Below are 19398 nucleotides of genomic sequence, written 5' to 3'. Positions count from 1 at the left end.
ACGACGAGGGTGGGCGAAGATGTCGGAAGCGAGAGCACGGCGCGGGCAGCAGGGCGACTCGCGGATGGGCGACGTCGCCGAGCGCGCGGGCGTGTCGCACGGCACGGTGTCGAACTTCTTCAACCGACCCCACCTGCTCAGTGACGCGACGCGCGAGAAGGTCGCCGCCGCGGTCGACGCCCTCGCCTTCGTCCCCAACGACGCAGCCCGCACGCTCGCGAAAGGCACCGGCAACACCGTCGGCGCCGTGCTCGTCGACATCGGGAACTCGTTCTTCGTCGACATCGCGCGCGGGATCGAGTCCGCTGCGGCGGAAGCCGGACTGAAACTGCTCCTCGCCAACAGCGACGTCGACCTCCAACGCCAGAACGACTACCTCGACCTGTTCGACGAGACCCGCGTGCGCGGCATCATCCTCGCTCCACTCGACGGCGAACAGCGCGGCGCTGCCCGCGTGCGCAGCCACGGCCGGCCGGTGGTGTTCGTGAACTGGCCGGGCGATCCCGCGCAGTCCTGCGGCGTCATCGTCGACGAGGAGTTCGGCGGCTACCTGGCGGCGAGCCACCTCATCGGCCTCGGACGGACCAGGCTGCTGTACGCCGGCGGGCCACTTCACCTGCATGCCGTCGCCGACCGTCTCGCGGGCGTGCGACGGGCCGTGTCCGAGCACGCCGGCGTCGAGCTCGAGGTCCCCGAGACCCACAGCCTCACCACCAGGGTCGGCCGCATCCTCGGTCAGCAGCTGGCCGACCGCGCGGCTGCGGATCGCCCCGACGCGGTCGTCTGCGCCGCGGACTCACTGGCCGTCGGGTGCATCGAGCACCTCGTCGCAGCCGGGGTCAGCGTCCCCGACGACATCGCCGTCACCGGGTACGACGACAACCACTACGCCGCCGAGAGCGCCGTCCCGGTGACGACCATCGCGCAGCCCGGTCGGGAGATGGGCGTGATCGCAGCCGGACTGCTCGCCGAGGAGGTCGACGAACCGGCGACGCACGAGCACCGTACGGTCGTCCTAAAACCGGAACTCGTCGTCCGGCGCAGCTCGGTGCGGTGACCGCGGCAAGCTCCGCAGATCCTCACGGTTACCATGGGTACCCGTGACTGATCGCCGACTCCCGCTCCTCGCGCAGCTGCGCCGGCGCATGCCGCTCGTCCGACTCGGGACGGATCCCGCCGACTCGGGGACGTCGCTCCGCCGTTCGCTCGGCGTCTGGCAGCTCACGATGATCAGCGTCGGCGCGACACTCGGCACCGGCATCTTCGTCGTCCTCGGCACTGCCGTCCCGCTCGCCGGGCCCGCCGTGTGGATCGCGTTCGCGGTCGCCGGGCTCGCAGCACTCCTGTCGGCCCTGTCCTACGCCGAGATGGCCGGTTCGGTGCCGGTCTCCGGGTCCAGCTACTCCTACGCCTACGCGACCATGGGTGAGGGCGTCGCCTGGGTGTGCGGGTGGTGCCTCGTCCTCGAGTACGGCGTCTCCGTCGCCGCGGTCGCCGTTGGTGCCGGGCAGTACGTGAACGAGGCGCTCGCGGTGTTCGGTCTGGGGCTGCCGCCGGCACTCGCGAACCCGATCGGCGTCGCCGACGGACTGATCAACCTGCCGGCCGCGGCCCTCGTCCTCCTCGCGATGCTGCTGCTCGTCCGCGGCGCGAAGGACAGCGCCTGGGCGAACACGATCATGGTGTTCGTGAAGCTCGCCGTGCTGCTCGTCTTCGTCGTCATCGCGTTCTCGGCGTTCTCCCTCGGCAACTTCGAACCGCTCGCGCCCATGGGGGTCGCCGGCATCGCGGCAGCCTCCAGCCGACTGTTCTTCTCCTACATCGGCTTCGATGCGGCGTCGACCGCCGGCGATGAGGCGACGAACCCGCGTCGCGACCTGCCGCGCGCGATCATCCTGTCGATGGTCATCGTCACCGCCGTCTACATCCTCGTCGCCATCGCCGCGATCGGTGCCCGGCCGTGGACCGCCTTCGCCGACGACGAGTCCGCGTTCGTCGGCATCCTCACCGAGATCACCGGACAGCCGATCGTCGCCCTGTTCTTCTCCATCGGCGCGGTGATCGCCATCGCGAGCGTGGTGCTCACCGTCTACTACGGCCAGACGCGCATCCTGTACCGGATGGCGCAGGACGGCATGGTGCCGCGGGTGTTCTCGCGCGTCGGTCGCCGCAGCGGGACACCCGTCGCCGGGACCGTCATCGTCGGTGCGGTCGTCGCCGTGGTCGCCGCCCTCATCCCGCTCGGCGAGCTCGCCGACGCCACGAGCATCGGCACGCTGTTCGCGTTCGCCCTCGTGAACCTCTCGGTCATCCTGCTGCGTCGCCTGCGTCCCGATCTCGACCGCAGCTACTCCGTCCCGCTGTTCCCGGTGGTCCCCGCGCTCGGCATCGTCATGTGCCTCGGGTTGATGGTGTCGCTCGGCGGGACGACCTGGATCGTGTTCCTCATCTGGATGCTCGTCGGCGCGGCGCTCTACCTCGGATACGGACGTCGGCACTCGACGGTCGGTGCCCTCAGTGACGCGGAGTACGCCGAGGCGATCGCCGCGGAGGACACCTCGCGCAGGTAGTGCGCTGCGCCCAGATGACGCCCTGTTACGGGCGAGGCCGATTGCCAGGCGACGTCCGGGACTCGTGATGCAGGATCGTGCGTATGACCCGACAGATCCGCTTCAACGCCTTCGACATGAACTGCGTCGCCCACCAGGCGTCGGGCATGTGGCGTCACCCCGACGACCGCTCGAGCACCTACAAGGACCTCTCCTACTGGACGGACCTGGCGCAGCTGCTCGAGCGCGGCAACTTCGACGGCATCTTCATCGCCGACGTCCTCGGCACGTACGACGTCTACGGCGACAGCAACGAGGCCGCGATCCGCAACGGCGCGCAGGTGCCCGTGAACGACCCGATCCTGCTCGTCTCGGCGATGGCAGCGGTGACGAAGCACCTCGGCTTCGGCGTCACGGCCGGCACCGCGTACGAGCACCCGTACCCGTTCGCGCGGCGCATGTCGACGCTCGACCACCTGACCAAGGGGCGGGTCGGCTGGAACGTCGTCACCGGCTACCTGCCGAGTGCGGCGCGCAACATGGGGCACGACGACCAGCTCGAGCACGATGAGCGGTACGACGTCGCCGACGAGTACCTCGAGGTCCTCTACAAGCTGTGGGAGGGCTCGTGGGAGGACGACGCCGTCGTGCGCGACCGCGAGACGGGCGTGTTCACCGACCCGACGAAGGTCCACGAGATCGGGCACTTCGGCAAGCACTACACGGTGCCCGGCATCCACCTGTCCGAGCCGTCCACGCAGCGCACGCCGGTGATCTACCAGGCCGGTGCGTCGCCGCGCGGCATCCAGTTCGCCGCGGGCAACGCGGAGGCGATCTTCGTCGGTGCGTCGACGAAGGCCGGCCTGAAGGCGACGGTCGGACGCATCCGCGATGCTCTCGAAGCCGCCGGTCGCGACCGGTACTCGGCGAAGATCTACACGCTGCTCACGATCATCACCGACGAGACGAGCGAAAAGGCCCAGGCGAAGCACGAGGACTACCTGCAGTACGCGTCGCAGGAGGGTGCGCTCGTGTTCATGTCGGGCTGGATGGGCATCGACCTGTCGCAATACGACCCGGAGGAGCCGATCGGCAACGTCAAGAGCAACGCCATCCAGTCGGCGGTCGCCAACTACCAGGCGGCCAACGAGGAGGGCGGCGAGTTCAAGGTGAAGGACATCGCGCGCATGGGCGCGATCGGTGGTCTCGGTCCGCGGATCGTCGGGAGTGCGTCGGAGATCGCCGACACCCTGCAGGAGTGGGTGGAGGAGACCGACGTCGACGGCTTCAACCTCGCCTACGCGATCACGCCGGGCACCTTCGAGGACATCGTCGAGTTCGTCATCCCCGAGCTGCGTCGTCGTGGCGCCTACCCCGAGGAGTACGTCGAGGGCAGCCTCCGCCACAAGCTCCACGGTCGTGGCGACCGTCTTCCCGAGGAGCACACCGGGGCCCGCTACCGCTACGCGAAGTAGGTCCGGCCCCGCCGGCCTCTGAGCCTGTCGAGGGCACCGGTCCCTGAGCCTGTCGAAGGCACCGGCCCCTGAGCCTGTCGAAGGGCGTCGGTCCCGGAGCCCCAACCACCTCGGTCCCTGAGCTTGTCGAAGGGCACCACCCACCCAACCGACTGCGACTCGCTCCCCCAACCACCCCGGTCCCTGAGCCTGTCGAAGGGCACCACGCACCCAACTGACAGCGACCCGCTCCCCCAGCCCCCTCGCTCCCTGAGCCCGTCGAAGGGCACAACGCACCCAACCGACCGCGACCCGGCCCCCAGCCACCTCGGTCCCGGAGCTTGTCGAAGGGCAGCACGAGTACACCCCGCCCTTCGACAAGCTCAGGACCGAGGAGCGCCCGATCAGCGCACTCCGAGCCACTCCCTCACGGCCGCTTCGAACGCTTCCGACGCGACGTTCCACTCCAGCCCGTGGGGTGCCGCGTCGACCTCGACGAGCTCGAACGAGGGTACGCGGCGAGCGACGTCCCGCGTGAGCTCCACGGGGATCGTCGTGTCACCGGGTGAGTGGATCGCGAGCGTCGGCAGGCCGTCGATCGGCCCGGCGGACAACGCACGGACAGGAACCGCGCCACGCACGCCGGCCGCTCGCGCCAGCACCGGCGTCGAGAGCACGGCGAGCGCCGAGTGCACGAGCACCCGCGGCACCCCGGCGACCGCGGCAGCGTGCAGCACCGTCTCGCTGAGGCCGAGCATCGGCGAGATGAGGATCGCGCCCTGCACCACATCGGGTCGCTCGCGTGCCGCTGCGAGGCTCAGTGCGGCGCCGTAGGACCACCCGCAGACGATGACCCGTCGCGCACCGAGCGCCACGGCGTCGTCGATGGCAGCGATGACGCGGTCGACGTCCGTGGCGTCAGCCCCGGAGCGACGCTCGTCGAACGCGGACCCGAGGCAGGTGACGAGCGACGGCAGTCCCGCGCGCTGCACGGCCTGCACGGAGCGGAGAGTCGCGAGCGGCGAGGCCCCGAGTCCGTGGGTGTGCACGACCCAGGTGCCGTCGCGGGCCTCGCTGTCATCGCCGTCGAATCGCCACGCCCCTGACCGCGTCCTCGGCACGCGCTCCTCGTCCACCCCGAGTTCCGCGGGTGTCACGGCCGCGCCGGTGAACCGCGCACGGGTCGCCCCTGCGGGAACGCGGCCGCTGACCACACTCCGCATCACCGAACCGTCCGTCGTCTCGCGGCCGATCACTGGTCCGACGATGACCCGTGAGCCGTCGTCGAACTCGAGCCCGTATCGTCCCGGCAGCGCGGTGGCAGCGTTCCGTTCGAGCCGCACGGTCATCGGCGACGAGGTCGGCAGCACGTCGCTGTAGTGCACGCGTCCTGCTCCGATGACGCGCCGGGCGACCATGGCACTCGCGACCCCGAATCCCGCGACCGCAACGGTGGCAAGGCCGGCCACGACGATACCCGCGCTGCGCTTCACGTCACACCCTCGATCCCGTCCCGCTCGGGGAACGGTGAACCAGCCTAGCTCCGGGCACCCGACACACCGAGCCGACCCTTGTCACCGATCCCGGTCCCTGAGCCGACCCTCGTCACCGATCCCCCGGTCCCTGAGCCAGCACCAGCCCCGGTCCCTGAGCCCAGCCCCGATCCCTGAGCCCAGCCCCCGGTCCCTGAGCCCAGCCCCGATCCCTGAGCCCACCCCGGTCCCTGAGCTTGTCGAAGGGCACACGACCACACCTCGCCCTTCGACAAGCTCAGGGACCGAACAAGGGCCGCACGCCGGGACCGAACAAGGGGCGCACGCCGGGTCCGACCGGAGGCCTCCGCGCCGGGTCCGAACGGAGGCCCGCCGGGTCATGTACGATTACTCAGGACGCTCCGGCGCCACGCGGATGTAGTTCAATGGTAGAACTTCAGCTTCCCAAGCTGATAGCGCGGGTTCGATTCCCGTCATCCGCTCCAAACACCAGGTCAGCGGTCGCCCTAGAGTCGACGACATGCCCTCGATTCGGAACATCTCCGTCGGCCTTCCCATCCGAGACGGTCACGTACTCGTCTTGAACGGCGTGGACACCGTGAAGGACCAGGCCTTCCATCGCGCGATCGGGGGCGGCATCGAGTTCGGCGAAACCGCGGAAGCCGCTCTGCGCCGCGAGTTCGTCGAGGAGCTCGGCGTCACGCTGGGCCCCGTCACCCTCCTCGACGTCGCGGAGAACATCTTCGAATACGAAGGTGAGCCGGGCCATGAGATCGCCCATATCTTCGCCGTCGAGTCCGCCGAGATCGATGCCATACCGCTCGACGCCCGCCTCCACGTCCTGGACGAGGGAAGTCCGGTTCGGTGGGTGTCGATCAGCGAGACCGATCACCCCTTCTACCCGGCAGGTGTCACACGCCTCCTCCGTTACCCGGCGCTCATCACCTCATCGCACCAGGCCGTTCGCCACATCGACTCGCCGTGACAACACCTGGCCCGGCCATGCGTCAGCCCCGTCGCCGACCATGAACGTCACGTCACGCTCGTAGCCGGCGGCCTCGTAGAAGCGGACGAGATCTCCCGAGCCACCCGCGTAGCAGTCGACCCGCATGCGACCGACCCCGGCAGCCCGCGCGCGCTCCTCGGCGAATGCCAGCAAGCGGCGACCGGTGCCTTTCACGCGTGGATCGCGCGAGCCGATCAACACGCGGACGCAGACCTCCGGCTCGGTGGCGGCCGGCACGTACTCGAGCGCCTCGCCCAGCACGAGCGCTCCGCAGACGCCGACCGCGGGATGCTCGGCGACCCAGGCATCGGATGAGGCACACCACTGCTCGACACGCGTGATCCAGCGCTCCTGCCCAGATGCAGGCTCGGTACCCCACTGCCGTGTGTTGCCGGTCCGCACGAACCACGCGATTGCTGCATCGAAGAGCGCCAGCACTGCGCCTGCGTCCGCCGGAACGGCCCGACGGACCTTCAACTCGTCCATCGCCGCGCTCAGCTGTGCGTCGTGTTCGCCCGCATCTCCTCCACGGTCATCTCCGGCGCGCCGCCGGCGGCCGCCTCCGGGTCCATCCAGACGAAGTCCCAGTGGTGGCCGTCGAGGTCGTCGAAGCTCTTCGAGTACATGAAGCCATGGTCCTGTTCGCCGGCAGGTGTAGCCCCGCTCGCGATGGCCTTCTCGACGATCGAGTCGACGTCGCCCTTGCTCTCAGCGCTGAGCGCGAGCTGCACCTCGGTGGAGGTGGTGGCGTCGATGATCGACTTGCTCGTGAACTCCGCGAAGAACTCCCGCGTGAGCAGCATCGCCGTGATCGTGTCGCTGATGACCACGCTGGTCGCGTTCTCGTCGCTGAAACCCTCGTTGATCGAGTACCCGAGTGCTTCGAAGAACACGCGTGACCGCGCCAGGTCGTTGACGGGCAGGTTGATGAAGATCATGGTGGGCATCGGGGCCGTCTCTCTCGAGGGTGCCGGCGGCCCGTTGCCGTCGATCGTTGTTGAATGATGACGAGGATGGCCGATGACGTCAAGAGTCATCCGACGCGAAGCGGCTCGAGCAGCGCACGCCTGTCGTCACGACCGAACGTCCGCGCACGGATTCACGCCTCCATGTGGTGGACAGCAGCCACCGACAGTGTCGGCCGGTCAGCCGGTCAGCCGGTGGCGACGAAGACCCTACCGTCCGTGGACACCGTCACCGGCTCCGGCCCCGGAGAGACGAACACCGCTGTCCCGCGCTCGAGCACGACGGTGTCCGCACCCTGTTCCACCCGCGCCGTACCGCCGGTCACGAGGATCACCGCCGCCTGGCCGCGAGCAAGGTCGGTCGCCGTCCCGGGACCGATCCGGACGAGCCGGAAGTCGTCGACCGGCACCGGGTACATGACCCCACCGCCGGTTCGCACGATCGGCTCGACGAACGGGACCGGCGATGGTTCGAAATCGAGAACCGCGAGAAGCTCCGGAACGTCGACGTGTTTCGGCGTCAGTCCGCCGCGGAGCACATTGTCACTCGAGGCCATGACCTCGACCCCGAAGCCGGAGAGGTAGGCGTGGATGTTCCCCGCGGGCAGGAACAACGCCTCACCCTCCCGCAACGTCCCGAGGTTGAGGAGCGCCGCGACGACGATGCCGGGGTCCCCCGGGTACTCTTCGGCGAGCTGCAGGATGAGCTCGCGCTCGGCCGACCAGCGCGATCGACCGTCGGCGTCCGGGACCGCTCCGCTGTCGGTGCCGACACCGGCGGCCGTCACCAGGGCAGCGACCACGCCGGGCGTCCGTCGTTCGAGCACCGCTCGCACCGTCGGTTCCAGACCGGCGTCACGGAGCTCCGCCTCGAACGCCTCGAGCACCATCCGGTCACGCCCCTCGACGTAGGCGGACAGGTGCATGAGGAATGCGCGCGACTCCTCGACCGCCCGGAATCCGCAGAGGGCGCGGAAGCCGTCCTGCAGGGCGACGATGATCTCCGGCTTGTGCCAGGCGTCCTTGTAGTTCCGATGCGGTGCGTCCAGTGACACGCCGCGGCGGTCCTCGTCCGCGAACCCCGCCCTGGCCCGGTCGGGCGTGGGGTGGACCTGGAGGGAGAGCGGCCTCGCGGCGGCTAACAGCTTCACCAGGAACGGCATCCTGGGGCGCCCACCGAGAGCCGCGTCGGGGTCCGACGCGATCCAGTCGTTGAGGCTGTCGGGACGACCGTGACCCGGCTCGACGAACTCGGTCACGCTGCCAGGGTGTGCCCCGAGCCAGAGCTCCGCCTGGGGCGAACCGTCGGCGGGTACCCCCAGCAGCTCCGGGATGGCCGTCGTCGACCCCCAGGCGTACCGCTTGGGGTCGCTGGTGATGCGGTGCAGCGCCATCAGAGAGCCCGCCGTCGACCGCGGACCAGCAGCAGACCACCCATCGCGAGCAGCGCGAACGCGCCGACGATCCAGGGCGTGGCGTCCAGGCCGGTGCGGGCGAGGTCGCCCGTCGGCGCCACCGGGTCGGTGCCGCCCGACCCTCCAGGCTGTCCCGTGCCCGGCTGTCCCGTGCCCGGTTCCGGCTCCGGCTCCACCGCCGCGACCGTCGTGACGACGTCGTCGACCAGCAGGGTGCCGGATCCTTCACCACCGAGGTAGAACCCGATCTGGGTGACGGAGGTCGGGTCGAACGCCGCCTCGCCGGCCCAGGCCGGTGGGGCGAAGGCCGAGAACGGGATCTCGATCAGCTGCCAACCCTCGCCCTCGATGGGCGCGACCGTCTCCCAGTACGTCCCACGCGTCACGAACTGGACGGTGACGTCGTCGCCCGGTGTCCCCTGCACCCAGAGCTGGAGCCCGGTGTAGCCCCACCAGTCCTGCGGTGTCTGGAAGGTGCGGACGACGCCGGCATAGCCGGGACCGGCGAGGTCGTACGCGGCCGACATCGCGTTCGTGCCGGTGTCGGGGTTCGGCGTGAGCGTCGGTGTCACGGCGCCGCCCCCGCTGTTCCGCACGTAGGCGGCCTGCAGGGCGGCGTCATCGGCGTACGACTCGAAGTCCTCGACGACGAGCGGTTCGCTCGGCAGCGCCTTCATGAGGAAGTCCGCCGCTCCCGTGCTCGCTGCGGTCGTCCCGGCTCCGTTGACCGCGGTGACCGACCACCAGTACCGCTGTCCCGGCATGAGGGAGACCGTCGGGGTGACCGAGGGGGTTCCGACACCGTCGACGACGACGACCGGGTTTCCGAGGTCGGCCTGCGCGGCGAGCGTGAAGCGGTAGTAGGCCGCACCGGCCGCCGACTCCCAGGTGAAGGTCGGCGTCGCGGTCACATCGACGGTGCCGGGCGCCGGTGAGACGGATGCGAACGCCGCCGGCGGCCCGCTCGGAGCGTCCACCGCCGACCAGATGGTGGCCCGCGACACGGTCGCGTCGGCGGCGAGGGTCACCCGGAGGTACGGCCCCGCCAGATCGCGAGCGATCACCGTGCCGCCGGGTCCGACCTCGGCCGCGGCGGTCACCCAGGCTGAACCGTCAGCGCTGGACTCGACCACGACCGATCCGGAGACGATGAACGACGCCGCCGAGAGTCGGTCCTGCTTCCAGGTGACGCTGGCTCCATCGGAGGCGGCGACCACGCTCGTCCCATCTGCGCGTGGAACGATCGTCGCACCGTCGTGCGCCTCGGTGAGCAGCCAGGACTCGAGCGGGTCGACGAGCACGCGGGTGTCGGTCTCGGTCGTGACCGGGTCCGACAGCGCCGCGTCGGCCCCGGCCCCGTCGATCGCGACGACGCGGTAGACCGCTCCCGTCGGCGAGGCGAAGTCCGTCGCGGACCCGGCATCGGCCCGGAGCGCGCCGGTGTCGACCGCGGTCCACGAGATCCCGTCGAGCGAGCGTTCGAGCCGGTACGAGACCGCGCCGCCGGCCCCGCGCCATCGGACGGTGTTGATGCCGTCCGCGCGGTCGACCGCTGTGATGAGCGGTGTCCCGACGGCGGGAGCAGCCGGCACGGCACCGATCGCAGCGGCATAGGCGGTGATCGCGGAGACCCGGGCGCGCTCGGCATCGGTCGCACCGGGTGCATGGATCGTGAACCCGTCGTCGTGCGGGACGAGCCCACCACGGTCGCTGTTGCCGAACAGCGACCAGAACAGCATGCCGGTCACGTTCGGGTCGGCGACGAGCGGTTCGAGCAACGCCGGGCTCGCAGCAGTGGAGGCGTACTCGCCGGCCAGGTAGACCTTGCCCGCGGCGGTGACCGTGGCCGCGTCCGCGGACACGCGTGCGGCGGTGGGCGGGTAGTAGTGCACATCGACGATGTCGAGTTCCGGCGCGGAGAGCGTGTCCGGGTCGATGTCGAATCGCCGACCGGCCGCGACGAGCTGCTGTGGGGCGCGTTCCTTGATGAACGCGACCTGCCGGTCGATCCACGTTGCGGTCATCCCCTCCAACTCGTTCCCGAGCTCCCACGCCATGATCGTCGGGTCCTCGATGTACGGGACGCCGGTCAGCGCGTTCGTCCGCTGCAGGATCGCGTCGACGTAGGCCTGGTAGGCGGCGATCGGCCGCTCGTCGGTGTAGAAGTCGGCCGACGTCAGCCCGTACGGGGTCGTGAAGTCGCGATGCCCGCCGTGGTAGTACTCCCACTCGTCGGTGAGCGGGAGCACCAGCCGGATGCCGAGCTTGCCGGCGTACGCGACGGCGAAGTCGATCGTCGCGAACGCCTCGTCGTTCATCTGCCCGAGGGCCGGCATGATCGCCAGGGGGTTCGCACCGTCCTGGCCCGTCGAGGTCATCATGTGCGTCCGCACGACGGTCGAACCCATCCTGGCCGCCGCATCGAGGGTGTCAGCGATGCGGAACGCAGTCGGGTAGTCGACCCCGCCCACGTTCTCGTCCAGACCGAGCCAGTAGATGTTCGGACCGCTGAAGCGGAAGGTCTCGCCGTCGAGCACGAGGCGGGAGCCGTCACGCTCGACGAACGAGGTGTTGCGCGAGGTCCAGTCGGCCGGGGCGGCAGCTGCCGGCGCCGCGAGCGCCGGGAGCAGTGCGGCGGTGACGGCCGCCGCGAGCATGCCGGCGGCGAGGCGGCCGCTCGTGTCGCGGTGCGATGGGCGGGGGTCGGGGGTGCGATTCATCGTGCCAGGCTCCTTCGTCTGGGATGGTGCATCGGGTCGAGCGGTGGGAGGCCGAGTGCCTCCGGTCGGTGGATGAGTGCTGCGGCGCCGAGGATCGGACCCGCGCCGTCGAGAGCGGAACCGGTCACGACGACGCCGGCCGCGTAGTCGAGGACGATGGCGTCCTGCACCGCGGCACGGACGAGGTCGAGATAGTCGGTGCTGACGGCGGTGAACCCGCCGCCGACGGCGACCGCCTCCAGGTCGAGCAGGGTCGCGGCACTCGCGATCGCCTGTCCGACCGCGGTGGCCGAACGGACGACAGCGGACCGCGCGACGGGATCCCCCGCCGAGGCGTCGACGGCGAGCTCCTCGCCGGTGCGGCCGTCCCAGCCGTGGGCCCGCGCCCAGGCGACGCTCCGTGGTCCGGAGGCGATGCGCTCGAGCGTCGCGTCGTCGGCGGACTCTCCAGGTACGCGCGAGGCGATCTGCACCTGACCGATGTGGCCGGCGTTGCCGCTCCGGCCGGCGATCAACCGCCCGTGCAGGATGATCCCGCCGCCGACACCGGTCGAGACGATCATCGCCATCGAGTTCTCGGTGCCGCGGGTCGCTCCAAGCCAGTGCTCCGCGAGCGCGATGCAGGTCCCGTCGAGACGGACCACCACCGGGGCGTCCGGTAACAGCCGCGCGATGTGTGTCCGGAGGTCGAAGCCGTGCAGTCGCGGGAGGTTCTTCGGGCTCACGGTGCCGCGGCCGAGGTCGACGGGACCCGCCGAACCGATGCCGACGCCGACGAGCGCGGAACCGTCCGGCAGGTGCGCGATCGAGGCGAGGACCACTCGGTCGACGGCGTCTTCCAGTGCACGGCGCCCTGCATCGGGCCCCGTCGGCGCCCGATGCGCGCTGCCGTCGACCACGACGCCCTCGGCCGTGACGAGCGCGGCCTCCACTTTGGTGCCGCCGAGGTCGACCGCGAGCGCGACCGACCCCGACGGATCCCGCTCCGCGGTCATGTCCGCCAGGGTCACCGTGCCCAGTCCTCGACCAGCTGGTTCGCGGTGCGCACGACCCGGGTCGACAGGAGCTCGTCCTCGCCGAGTTCCACCTCGGTCCGCACGTGGTACGTCACGCGCTCTCCCGGCAGGAGGGTCACGAGCTGGTCGTCGACGACGGCGGCCGGGTCCAGCTTGTCGACGAGCAGCGTGAGGTCGCGAAGGAACGACTCGGCCGTGATGGTCACGGCGTAACCGTCCTCCTGGCGGGCGACCTCGGCGCTGAACCGAGGGGCGGGGATCGTCGAATCACGTGCCTCGGCGAAGGACCAGAAGCCGCGTTCCGCCCCGACTGTGGCGACGAGCACTTCATCGGGTGCCGAGCCCGCGACCGCGACCGCTTCGGGGATCTCGACGAGCGTCGAGGAGCGTCGGTCCAGGTCGACCGGGACGCGCACCGAGGCGAGTTCGGTCCCGTCGAACCGGAGGCGCCGGATGACGAGGTCGTCCGCCCAGGCATCCGGGCCGTCGTTGAGCACGGCGACCACGAGGGACTCCCCTCGCGGCTGCACGGTCACGAGCCGGTCGGCGTAGACGTGTCGCAAGGCGTAGAGCAGCGGCTTCGCGCGCTCGTCGCCGTCGACGGCCGCCCAGGACGTGACTGGCCAGCAGTCGTTCAGCTGCCAGACGATCGACCCCATGCAGCGTGGGCTCCACGACCGGAAGTGCTCGATCGCGACGGTCACGGCGTTGGCCTGGTTGAGCGACATCGCCCAGTGCCAGTCCTCGGTGTCGTCCGGCAGCGGCAGGTGCGCGACGAGTCCGTCGGTCAGTTTGTCGTTCCCGTCCGTCGCCTTCTGATGGTGGATCATGCCGGGCGACTCCGGCGTGAGCGGGGAGTCCGAGATGGCTCGATCGATCGTCGACCACGTCGCCGGACCCTGCCAACCGAACTCGGCCACGAAGCGCGGCGAGACGTCGCGGTAGGCGGGGTAGTCGACGCGGTTCCACAGCTCCCAGAGGTGCACGGATCCGTGGTCCGGGTCGTTGGCCGGGATGTCCGGCGTTCCCGACCAGGGGCTGCCCGCGGTGTAGTTGCCGGCCGGGTCGAGCTCGGCGACGAGCCGCGGCAGCAGGTCGAGGTAGTAGCCCATGCCCCAGGTACGGCCCTGGACGCGCTTCTCCCAGCCCCACTCCTCGAAGCCCCAGATGTTCTCGTTGTTGCCGTTCCACAGCACGAGGCTCGCGTGCGGCATGATGCGCGTGATGTTGTCGCGTGCCTCAGCCTCGACCTCGCTCCACAGCGGCTCCTCCTCGGCATAGGCCGCGCAGGCGAAGAGGAAGTCCTGCCAGACCATGATCCCGCGCTCGTCGCAGAGCTCGTAGAAGTCGTCGGACTCGTAGTAGCCGCCGCCCCAGATTCGGAGCAGGTTGAGGTTCGCGAACTCGGCTTGGTCCATCCGGCGCGCGAGCCGTGCGCGATCCACGCGGGTCACGAAGGCGTCGTCGGGGATCCAGTTGGCGCCTCGCACCCAGATGGCCTCGCCGTTCACGACGAAGCGGAACGAGGTGCCCTCCGCGTCGGGTTCGAGTTCGACCTCGACGGTCCGGAACCCGATACGCCTCGACCACTCGCCGAGGCGTGCCTCGTCCTGTCCGAGCACGACGTCGAGGTCGTACAGCGGCTGCTCGCCGTACCCGCGAGGCCACCACAGTTCGGCATCCGCGACGGTGAGCTCGACCACCGCGGTGTCGGCACCGGCCGCGAGGACGACATCAGTGCTCGCGTCGGCGACCGTCGCTGTGAGCGCGAGGGGCGCGTCACCGTCGCCGGCGCGTTCCACGTCGACGTGCACGGCCACCCGGCCCTCGCCGCCATCGACGGTCACGACCGGACGCACCGAGGCGAGCCGGGCCGTCGACCATGACTGCAGACTCACGGGCTTCCAGAGTCCCGACGAGGCGGCGTCGAGTCCCCAGTCCCAGCCGAAGTTGCAGGCGGCCTTGCGGATGGCGTTGAACGGGTGGGAGTAGGTGTGGGGGCGGTAGCCTATCTCGAGGCTGGCCAGGTCGGCAGCCGCAACGGGCGAGGCGAAGTGCACGACCAGCTCGTTCTCACCCTCGCGCAGGACGGCACCGACGTCGATGCGGTAGGTGCGGTGCTGGTTCCGCGTGGTCGCGACGACCGAGCCGTTCACGGTCACCGTCGCCACGGTGTCGAGTCCCTCGAACACGAGGTCGTGCCGCTCGTGGCCGTCCGGCTCCCACGTGAAGGTGGTGCGGTACTCCCAGTCCGTCGATCCGATCCACGTCACGAGGTGCTCGTTGCGGTCGAGGAAGGGGTCGGGGATGAGCCCGGCGTCGAGGAGGTCCGTGTGCACGAGGCCGGGCACCGTCGCGGGCACGCTCGTCCCGACGAATGCCTCGGGGATCGCGCCACCGACCGCACGCAGACTCCACCCCTCGTGCAGGAGGCGGGTGGTCAGGGGACGGACGGTGGCGGTGTCGATGATGCTCACTTGGTTGCTCCAGAAGTCAGGCCGTTGTAGATGTATCGCTGCAGGAAGAGGAAGGCGACGAGCGTCGGGATGATCACGAGGATCGTCCCGGCCGCGATGATCTGCCACTGGGCGCCGAACGGTCCCATGAACCGGAACAGCGAGGTGGAGATCACCCCTAGGTCCTGCGACGGCATGTACAGGAAGGGGATGTAGAACTCGTTGTAGATGGCGATGCCCTTGATGATGACGACCGTCGCGACGGCGGGCTTCAGCAGCGGGAGGATGATGCGCCAGTAGATCGTGAAGCGGTTCGCGCCGTCGAGCATCGCCGCCTCGTCGAGGGAGACGGGGATCGACTGCATGAACTGCAGGAAGATGTAGATCGCGACGATGTCGGTCCCCATGAAGAGGAGGATCGCGGCGCCACGGGTGTTGAACAGCTCGAGTGCGGACACCACCTGGAACGTGGCCACCTGGGTCGTGACCGACGGCACGAGCGTCGCCAGGAGGAACAGGCCCATGACGAGCTTCCGTCCGCGGAAGCGGAACCGGTCGAGTGCGTAGGCCGACATGGTGCCGATCAGGATGGTCCCGGCCACGGACACGAGCAGGATGATCGCGGTGTTGAGGAATCCGGTGACCATGCCGCCCTGGTCGAAGGCGACGACGAAGTTGTCGAAGTTGAACCAGTTCGACGGCGGGGTGAGGGGACCGGTCGTCCGCTGTTCGCGGTCGGTCTTGAAGGCGAGCATGAAGATCGTGGCCAGGGGGACCACCGCGAAGAGGCTCGCGATGATGAGCGAGGCGTACTTGATCGTCGTCGCGGTGAGGGCGACGGCACCCTGTGGGCGCTTCGGCCCGCGCCGCGTCCGTCGCAGTGCGCGTCGGGGCTCGGGTGTGGCAGCGGAGACCGGTCGGTCGGCGGTGGCGGTCACGATTCGCCTCCCTTCTCGTCGGGGAAGACCCGGCGTTGGACGAAGGTGATGACCAGGACGATCAGCAGCAGGACGACGGCCATCGCGGACGCCAAACCCACCTTCGAGAACTTGAAAGCCGTGTTCACCGTCTGGATCACGAAGGTCTCGGAGCCGTTGGCACCGCCGGTCATGACGTACGGCATCTCGAAGGCGGACAGTGCTCCGGCGATGGCCAGGATGAACGAGAGGCCGAGGATGCGCCGGATGCTCGGCAGGATGATGAAGCGGAACTTGTGCCACGAGTTGGCGCCGTCGAGGTCCGCGGCCTCGTACTGCTCGGACGGGACCGACTGGATCGCACCGAGGAACAGGACGAAGTTGAGGCCCATGTACCGCCAGACGGACGTGGCGGCGAGGGAGGCGTTCACGAACGAGGGGTCGCCGAGCCACTGCGGGGTGTCCTGCACGCCGACCGCCGCGAGGAGGGCGTCGAGGGTGCCGCCTGGGCGGAGGAAGTAGAGGAAGACCAGCCCGATGGCGACCCCGTTGATGAGGTAGGGGAAGAAGATGACGCCCTTGAAGAGGTTCTTGAAGCGGGTGCGGAAGCTCAACAGCGTGGCGAGGTACAGCGCCAGGACGAGCTGGGCGACGGCCCCGACGAGGTAGTACAGGCTCACGAAGAAGACCTGGAAGATCTCCGGCTTCGTGAAGATCTGCACGAAGTTGTCGATGCCGACGAACTCCTGCTCTGGTTCGAGTCCGTCCCACGAGGTGAGGCTGTACCAGAACATGTTCGCGACCGGCACGTAGGTGAGCACGATCAGGAAGGCGAGCGGCACCACGAGGAAGAGCCAGGGGGTGACACGCGACCCGGTGGCCTTCGGGGGTCTGCCCGGGCGCAGGGTGCGCGGCGGGCGTGGATGGTTCGTCACCACCGCTCGGGTGGCGGGTGACGCTCCCTGGACTGTGACCATGCTGGTTGCCTTCTTCGCTGCGCGGGGTGGAGGACACCCGGGCCCGCCGTGGGGACGGGCCCGGGTGTCGATCGGATGGGTGCTACTCGGCGACGTCCGCGCGGGCGGCCGCCCAGCGCTCGTTGAGGTCGGCGAAGGCGCTCTCCTTGTCGCCGTCGGCTGCGCCGCGGGCGATGTCGATGAGCTTCTGGCGGTAGGTGTTGCCGAAGAGGTCGATCTCGGCGGCGTTGGCGATGTCGTTGATCACGGCCTCCTTGCCCACCGGGTCCGGAGCGAGCTCCAGGTAGGTGACGCCGAGATCGGAGAAGTCGGCCAGCGTGTCGGGTGCCGGGTCGCTGATGACGGGGCTGATGGCACCCTGGCTCGCGGCGAATCCGGACTCGTTCGTGAACCAGTCGATCCAGGCCTTCGCGGTCGCCTTGTTCTTCGAGTACTTGCTGACCGCCAGGAACTTGTCGGAGGCGGTGACGGAGGTGAAGCCGTCGTCGGTCTTCCACGGCATCGGCCAGAAGCCGATCACGTCGCGGGACTCGCCGGCCTTCTCGGCCGCGTCCTGCATCTGCGAGACGGCCCAGGAGCCGAGCACCATCGAGCTGATCTCACCGGAGGCGAGGAGGTTCTTCGACTCCTCCCAGTTGGTGGTGGTGGGGTCCGGCTCGCTCAGGCCGGCGGCGACGGTGTCGAAGAGGAGACCGTCGATGTTGTACTGGTCGTTGCCCTCGGTCCAGGGGCTGTCGGTCGCGATCATCTCGGTGCGGACCTTCGGGCCCTGCACGGCTCCGAGGTTGCCCTCGAGCGTCGCGAGCGGCCAGCCGTCCTTGTAGTTCGTGTAGTACGGGATCGAGCCGGTCGCCTTGATCTTCTCGAGTGCGGCGAGGTACTCCTCCTCAGTGGCCGGAGGCTCGGTGATCCCGGCCTTGGTCCACACGTCGCGGTTGAAGACGTAGCCCATGGCGGAACCGAAGGTCGAGACGCCGTAGGCCGTGCCGTCGAAGGAGGCCTCGTTCGCGAAGCGGTAGGTCTTGGACTGCTCGTCGGTGCTGCCGAGCGGCTCGAAGAAGTTCGCGTACTGGTCCTTGGTGACGTTCGACGAGGGGATGAGGAGCACGTCGCCGTAGTCCTTCGAGTTGAGCCGGATCTTGGCATCGCCCTCGTAGTCGGTCAGAGCCTCGAACTTGACGGTGGTGCCGGGGTACTGCTTCTCGAACTCGGTCGCGTAGTCCTTGAAGGTGGTGTCGACGAGGTCGGTACGGTTCGTGAGGACGGTGATCTCGCCGCTCGGGTCGCCGTCGTCGTTGGCCGCTCCACCGGAGCAGCCGCTGAGGACGAGTGCCGCGGCCGCAGCCGTTGCGGCGAGGCCGATGATCGGTCTCCGGGACATGGGGAACTCCTTCGTTCATGAGGGCGAAGGGCCGGGTCGCCTCGTCGCTCGCTGTCCAGCATCGTCTGCCGTCTCACGCCCGTCAAGACTAAACATTATTAATTTATATAACAAATCGATCACAGGGAATCCACCCCACTCGCGCCCTCGAAACCTCAAGCGACGGGGACGGGACCCGAGGTGGAGCGCTCGATGACCACGGCGTGCGGCGCTTCCCTTGTGGCACCTGGGCGACCCGCCAACAGCTCGAGCAGCTCCTCGCCCGCCATCTCGCCGATGCGTTGCACGTCGTGGCTGAGCGCCGACATCGGCGGATCCGACAGCTGGCATTGCGCCGAATCGTCCCACGCCACGATCGACAGGTCGTCGGGCACCCGCAACCCGGCCTCCTGCACCGCCTGCAGCCCGCCGAGCGCCATCACGTCGCTGTCGAAGACGACCGCCGTCGGTCTGGGCTCTCGGGCGAGCAGCGTCTGCATGGCCTGGTAGCCGGACGTCCGCGAGTAATCGCCGCCGATCGAGACCGTGTCCACGTCGGGCAGGTCGGAGGCGAGGGTGAACGCCTCCATCCGGGACAGCGTGTGGGTGAGTTCGCGCGGACCCGTGACGTGCGCGAGACGCCGGTGCCCGAGCGAGACGAGGTGGTCGACGGCCTCGTGCATCGTGACCGCGTCGTTGGTCCAGACCGCCGGGAGCCCCTGAGCCGTCGTCGGAGCGCCGATCACGATCGCCGGGATCGCGGACCGCTCGACGAAGGCCACCCGCTCGTCGTCGTCGATGAGGTCCACGAGGATGACGGCGCTCACCGTTCCGTCCTGCTGCCAGCGCCCGAGCTGCAGCAGCTCCTCCTCCCGCGTCGGCAGCACGCGGAGTAACACGGACAGGCCGTGCGGGCGGACGACGCGATCGATGCCGGCGATGAGCTCGTGGTAGAACGGCTCCGCGCCGTAGATCTCCGAGGCCCGGAACAGCGTGAGGCCGATCGGCCGGGGCTGCGCGATAGTCTGTTCGGCATCGAGACCCATCGGGACGCGGCCTTTCGTGAGGAG

15 protein-coding genes and 1 tRNA gene are annotated in these 19398 nt (G+C 69.3%); 5 read left to right on the top strand and 11 right to left on the bottom strand.

Annotated elements, in window-relative coordinates; all coding sequences use genetic code 11:
- Window positions 1–19 precede the first annotated feature (19 nt).
- From EAO79_RS06515 to EAO79_RS06505, 3 genes are all read left to right on the top strand, one after another.
- Window positions 20–1057 (top strand): LacI family DNA-binding transcriptional regulator, encoded by a 1038-nt coding sequence (locus EAO79_RS06515; RefSeq protein WP_241161007.1) that lies wholly within the window; start codon window positions 20–22, stop codon window positions 1055–1057.
- A gap of 88 nt (window positions 1058–1145) precedes the next feature.
- A complete protein-coding gene (locus EAO79_RS06510) occupies window positions 1146–2570 on the top strand; it encodes an APC family permease (RefSeq protein WP_124770090.1) in 1425 nt (474 codons plus the stop codon).
- A gap of 83 nt (window positions 2571–2653) precedes the next feature.
- Window positions 2654–4024: an LLM class flavin-dependent oxidoreductase gene (locus tag EAO79_RS06505; RefSeq protein ID WP_124768438.1), complete on the top strand. Its 1371-nt coding sequence runs from the start codon at window positions 2654–2656 to the stop codon at window positions 4022–4024.
- Between the two features lie 383 nt (window positions 4025–4407).
- Here the strand turns inward: EAO79_RS06505 and EAO79_RS06500 are convergent, their stop codons facing one another.
- Complete coding sequence (locus EAO79_RS06500) at window positions 4408–5496, bottom strand: alpha/beta fold hydrolase (protein WP_124768437.1); 1089 nt, start codon at window positions 5494–5496, stop codon at window positions 4408–4410.
- A 411-nt stretch (window positions 5497–5907) separates the two neighbouring features.
- Here EAO79_RS06500 and EAO79_RS06490 point away from each other — a divergent pair.
- Together EAO79_RS06490 and EAO79_RS06485 are read left to right on the top strand one after the other, a co-directional pair.
- Window positions 5908–5981, top strand: a tRNA-Gly gene (locus tag EAO79_RS06490).
- Between the two features lie 35 nt (window positions 5982–6016).
- Window positions 6017–6481, top strand: a complete 465-nt coding sequence (locus tag EAO79_RS06485; RefSeq protein ID WP_124768435.1) for an NUDIX hydrolase — start codon at window positions 6017–6019, stop codon at window positions 6479–6481.
- Here EAO79_RS06485 and EAO79_RS06480 read toward each other — a convergent pair.
- The 10 genes from EAO79_RS06480 to EAO79_RS06435 form a co-directional block, all read right to left on the bottom strand.
- Window positions 6443–6988, bottom strand: coding sequence for a GNAT family N-acetyltransferase (locus EAO79_RS06480; protein ID WP_124768434.1), 546 nt, complete (start codon window positions 6986–6988; stop codon window positions 6443–6445). The genes EAO79_RS06485 and EAO79_RS06480 overlap by 39 nt on opposite strands.
- A gap of 8 nt (window positions 6989–6996) precedes the next feature.
- A complete protein-coding gene (locus tag EAO79_RS06475; protein WP_124768433.1) occupies window positions 6997–7449 on the bottom strand; it encodes a VOC family protein in 453 nt (150 codons plus the stop codon).
- 206 nt (window positions 7450–7655) lie between these two features.
- Window positions 7656–8861 (bottom strand): mannose-6-phosphate isomerase, class I, encoded by a 1206-nt coding sequence (gene manA, locus EAO79_RS06470; RefSeq protein WP_206428295.1) that lies wholly within the window; start codon window positions 8859–8861, stop codon window positions 7656–7658.
- Window positions 8861–11602, bottom strand: coding sequence for a CIA30 family protein (locus tag EAO79_RS06465; protein ID WP_124768432.1), 2742 nt, complete (start codon window positions 11600–11602; stop codon window positions 8861–8863). The genes manA and EAO79_RS06465 overlap by 1 nt, the downstream gene beginning before the upstream one ends.
- Window positions 11599–12597, bottom strand: coding sequence for an ROK family protein (locus EAO79_RS06460; RefSeq protein ID WP_124768431.1), 999 nt, complete (start codon window positions 12595–12597; stop codon window positions 11599–11601). The genes EAO79_RS06465 and EAO79_RS06460 overlap by 4 nt, the downstream gene beginning before the upstream one ends.
- Window positions 12598–12608: 11 nt before the next feature.
- Window positions 12609–15095 (bottom strand): glycoside hydrolase family 2 protein, encoded by a 2487-nt coding sequence (locus EAO79_RS06455; protein WP_241161006.1) that lies wholly within the window; start codon window positions 15093–15095, stop codon window positions 12609–12611.
- Window positions 15092–16012, bottom strand: coding sequence for a carbohydrate ABC transporter permease (locus EAO79_RS06450; RefSeq protein WP_164486910.1), 921 nt, complete (start codon window positions 16010–16012; stop codon window positions 15092–15094). The genes EAO79_RS06455 and EAO79_RS06450 overlap by 4 nt, the downstream gene beginning before the upstream one ends.
- Window positions 16009–16968, bottom strand: a complete 960-nt coding sequence (locus EAO79_RS06445; RefSeq protein ID WP_124768430.1) for a carbohydrate ABC transporter permease — start codon at window positions 16966–16968, stop codon at window positions 16009–16011. The genes EAO79_RS06450 and EAO79_RS06445 overlap by 4 nt, the downstream gene beginning before the upstream one ends.
- Window positions 16969–17050: 82 nt before the next feature.
- Complete coding sequence (locus EAO79_RS06440) at window positions 17051–18349, bottom strand: ABC transporter substrate-binding protein (protein WP_124768429.1); 1299 nt, start codon at window positions 18347–18349, stop codon at window positions 17051–17053.
- Between the two features lie 155 nt (window positions 18350–18504).
- Complete coding sequence (locus EAO79_RS06435) at window positions 18505–19374, bottom strand: LacI family DNA-binding transcriptional regulator (protein WP_086472883.1); 870 nt, start codon at window positions 19372–19374, stop codon at window positions 18505–18507.
- Window positions 19375–19398: the final 24 nt, after the last annotated feature.

Origin of the sequence: Plantibacter sp. PA-3-X8, from assembly GCF_003856975.1 — a bacterium.
Lineage (GTDB): Bacteria > Actinomycetota > Actinomycetes > Actinomycetales > Microbacteriaceae > Plantibacter > Plantibacter auratus.
The sequence above is the reverse complement of the archived record's forward strand: the minus strand, read 5'-3'. Positions and strand labels throughout refer to the sequence as shown.

Coding starts and splice junctions, on each gene's coding strand:
- EAO79_RS06515 (WP_241161007.1), top strand. CDS start 20: ATGTCGGAAGCGAGAGCACGGCGCGGGCAGCAGGGCGACTCGCGGATG.
- EAO79_RS06510 (WP_124770090.1), top strand. CDS start 1,146: ATGCCGCTCGTCCGACTCGGGACGGATCCCGCCGACTCGGGGACGTCG.
- EAO79_RS06505 (WP_124768438.1), top strand. CDS start 2,654: ATGACCCGACAGATCCGCTTCAACGCCTTCGACATGAACTGCGTCGCC.
- EAO79_RS06485 (WP_124768435.1), top strand. CDS start 6,017: ATGCCCTCGATTCGGAACATCTCCGTCGGCCTTCCCATCCGAGACGGT.
- EAO79_RS06480 (WP_124768434.1), bottom strand. CDS start 6,988: ATGGACGAGTTGAAGGTCCGTCGGGCCGTTCCGGCGGACGCAGGCGCA.
- EAO79_RS06475 (WP_124768433.1), bottom strand. CDS start 7,449: ATGCCCACCATGATCTTCATCAACCTGCCCGTCAACGACCTGGCGCGG.
- manA (WP_206428295.1), bottom strand. CDS start 8,861: ATGGCGCTGCACCGCATCACCAGCGACCCCAAGCGGTACGCCTGGGGG.
- EAO79_RS06465 (WP_124768432.1), bottom strand. CDS start 11,602: ATGAATCGCACCCCCGACCCCCGCCCATCGCACCGCGACACGAGCGGC.
- EAO79_RS06460 (WP_124768431.1), bottom strand. CDS start 12,597: ATGACCGCGGAGCGGGATCCGTCGGGGTCGGTCGCGCTCGCGGTCGAC.
- EAO79_RS06445 (WP_124768430.1), bottom strand. CDS start 16,968: ATGGTCACAGTCCAGGGAGCGTCACCCGCCACCCGAGCGGTGGTGACG.
- EAO79_RS06440 (WP_124768429.1), bottom strand. CDS start 18,349: ATGTCCCGGAGACCGATCATCGGCCTCGCCGCAACGGCTGCGGCCGCG.
- EAO79_RS06435 (WP_086472883.1), bottom strand. CDS start 19,374: ATGGGTCTCGATGCCGAACAGACTATCGCGCAGCCCCGGCCGATCGGC.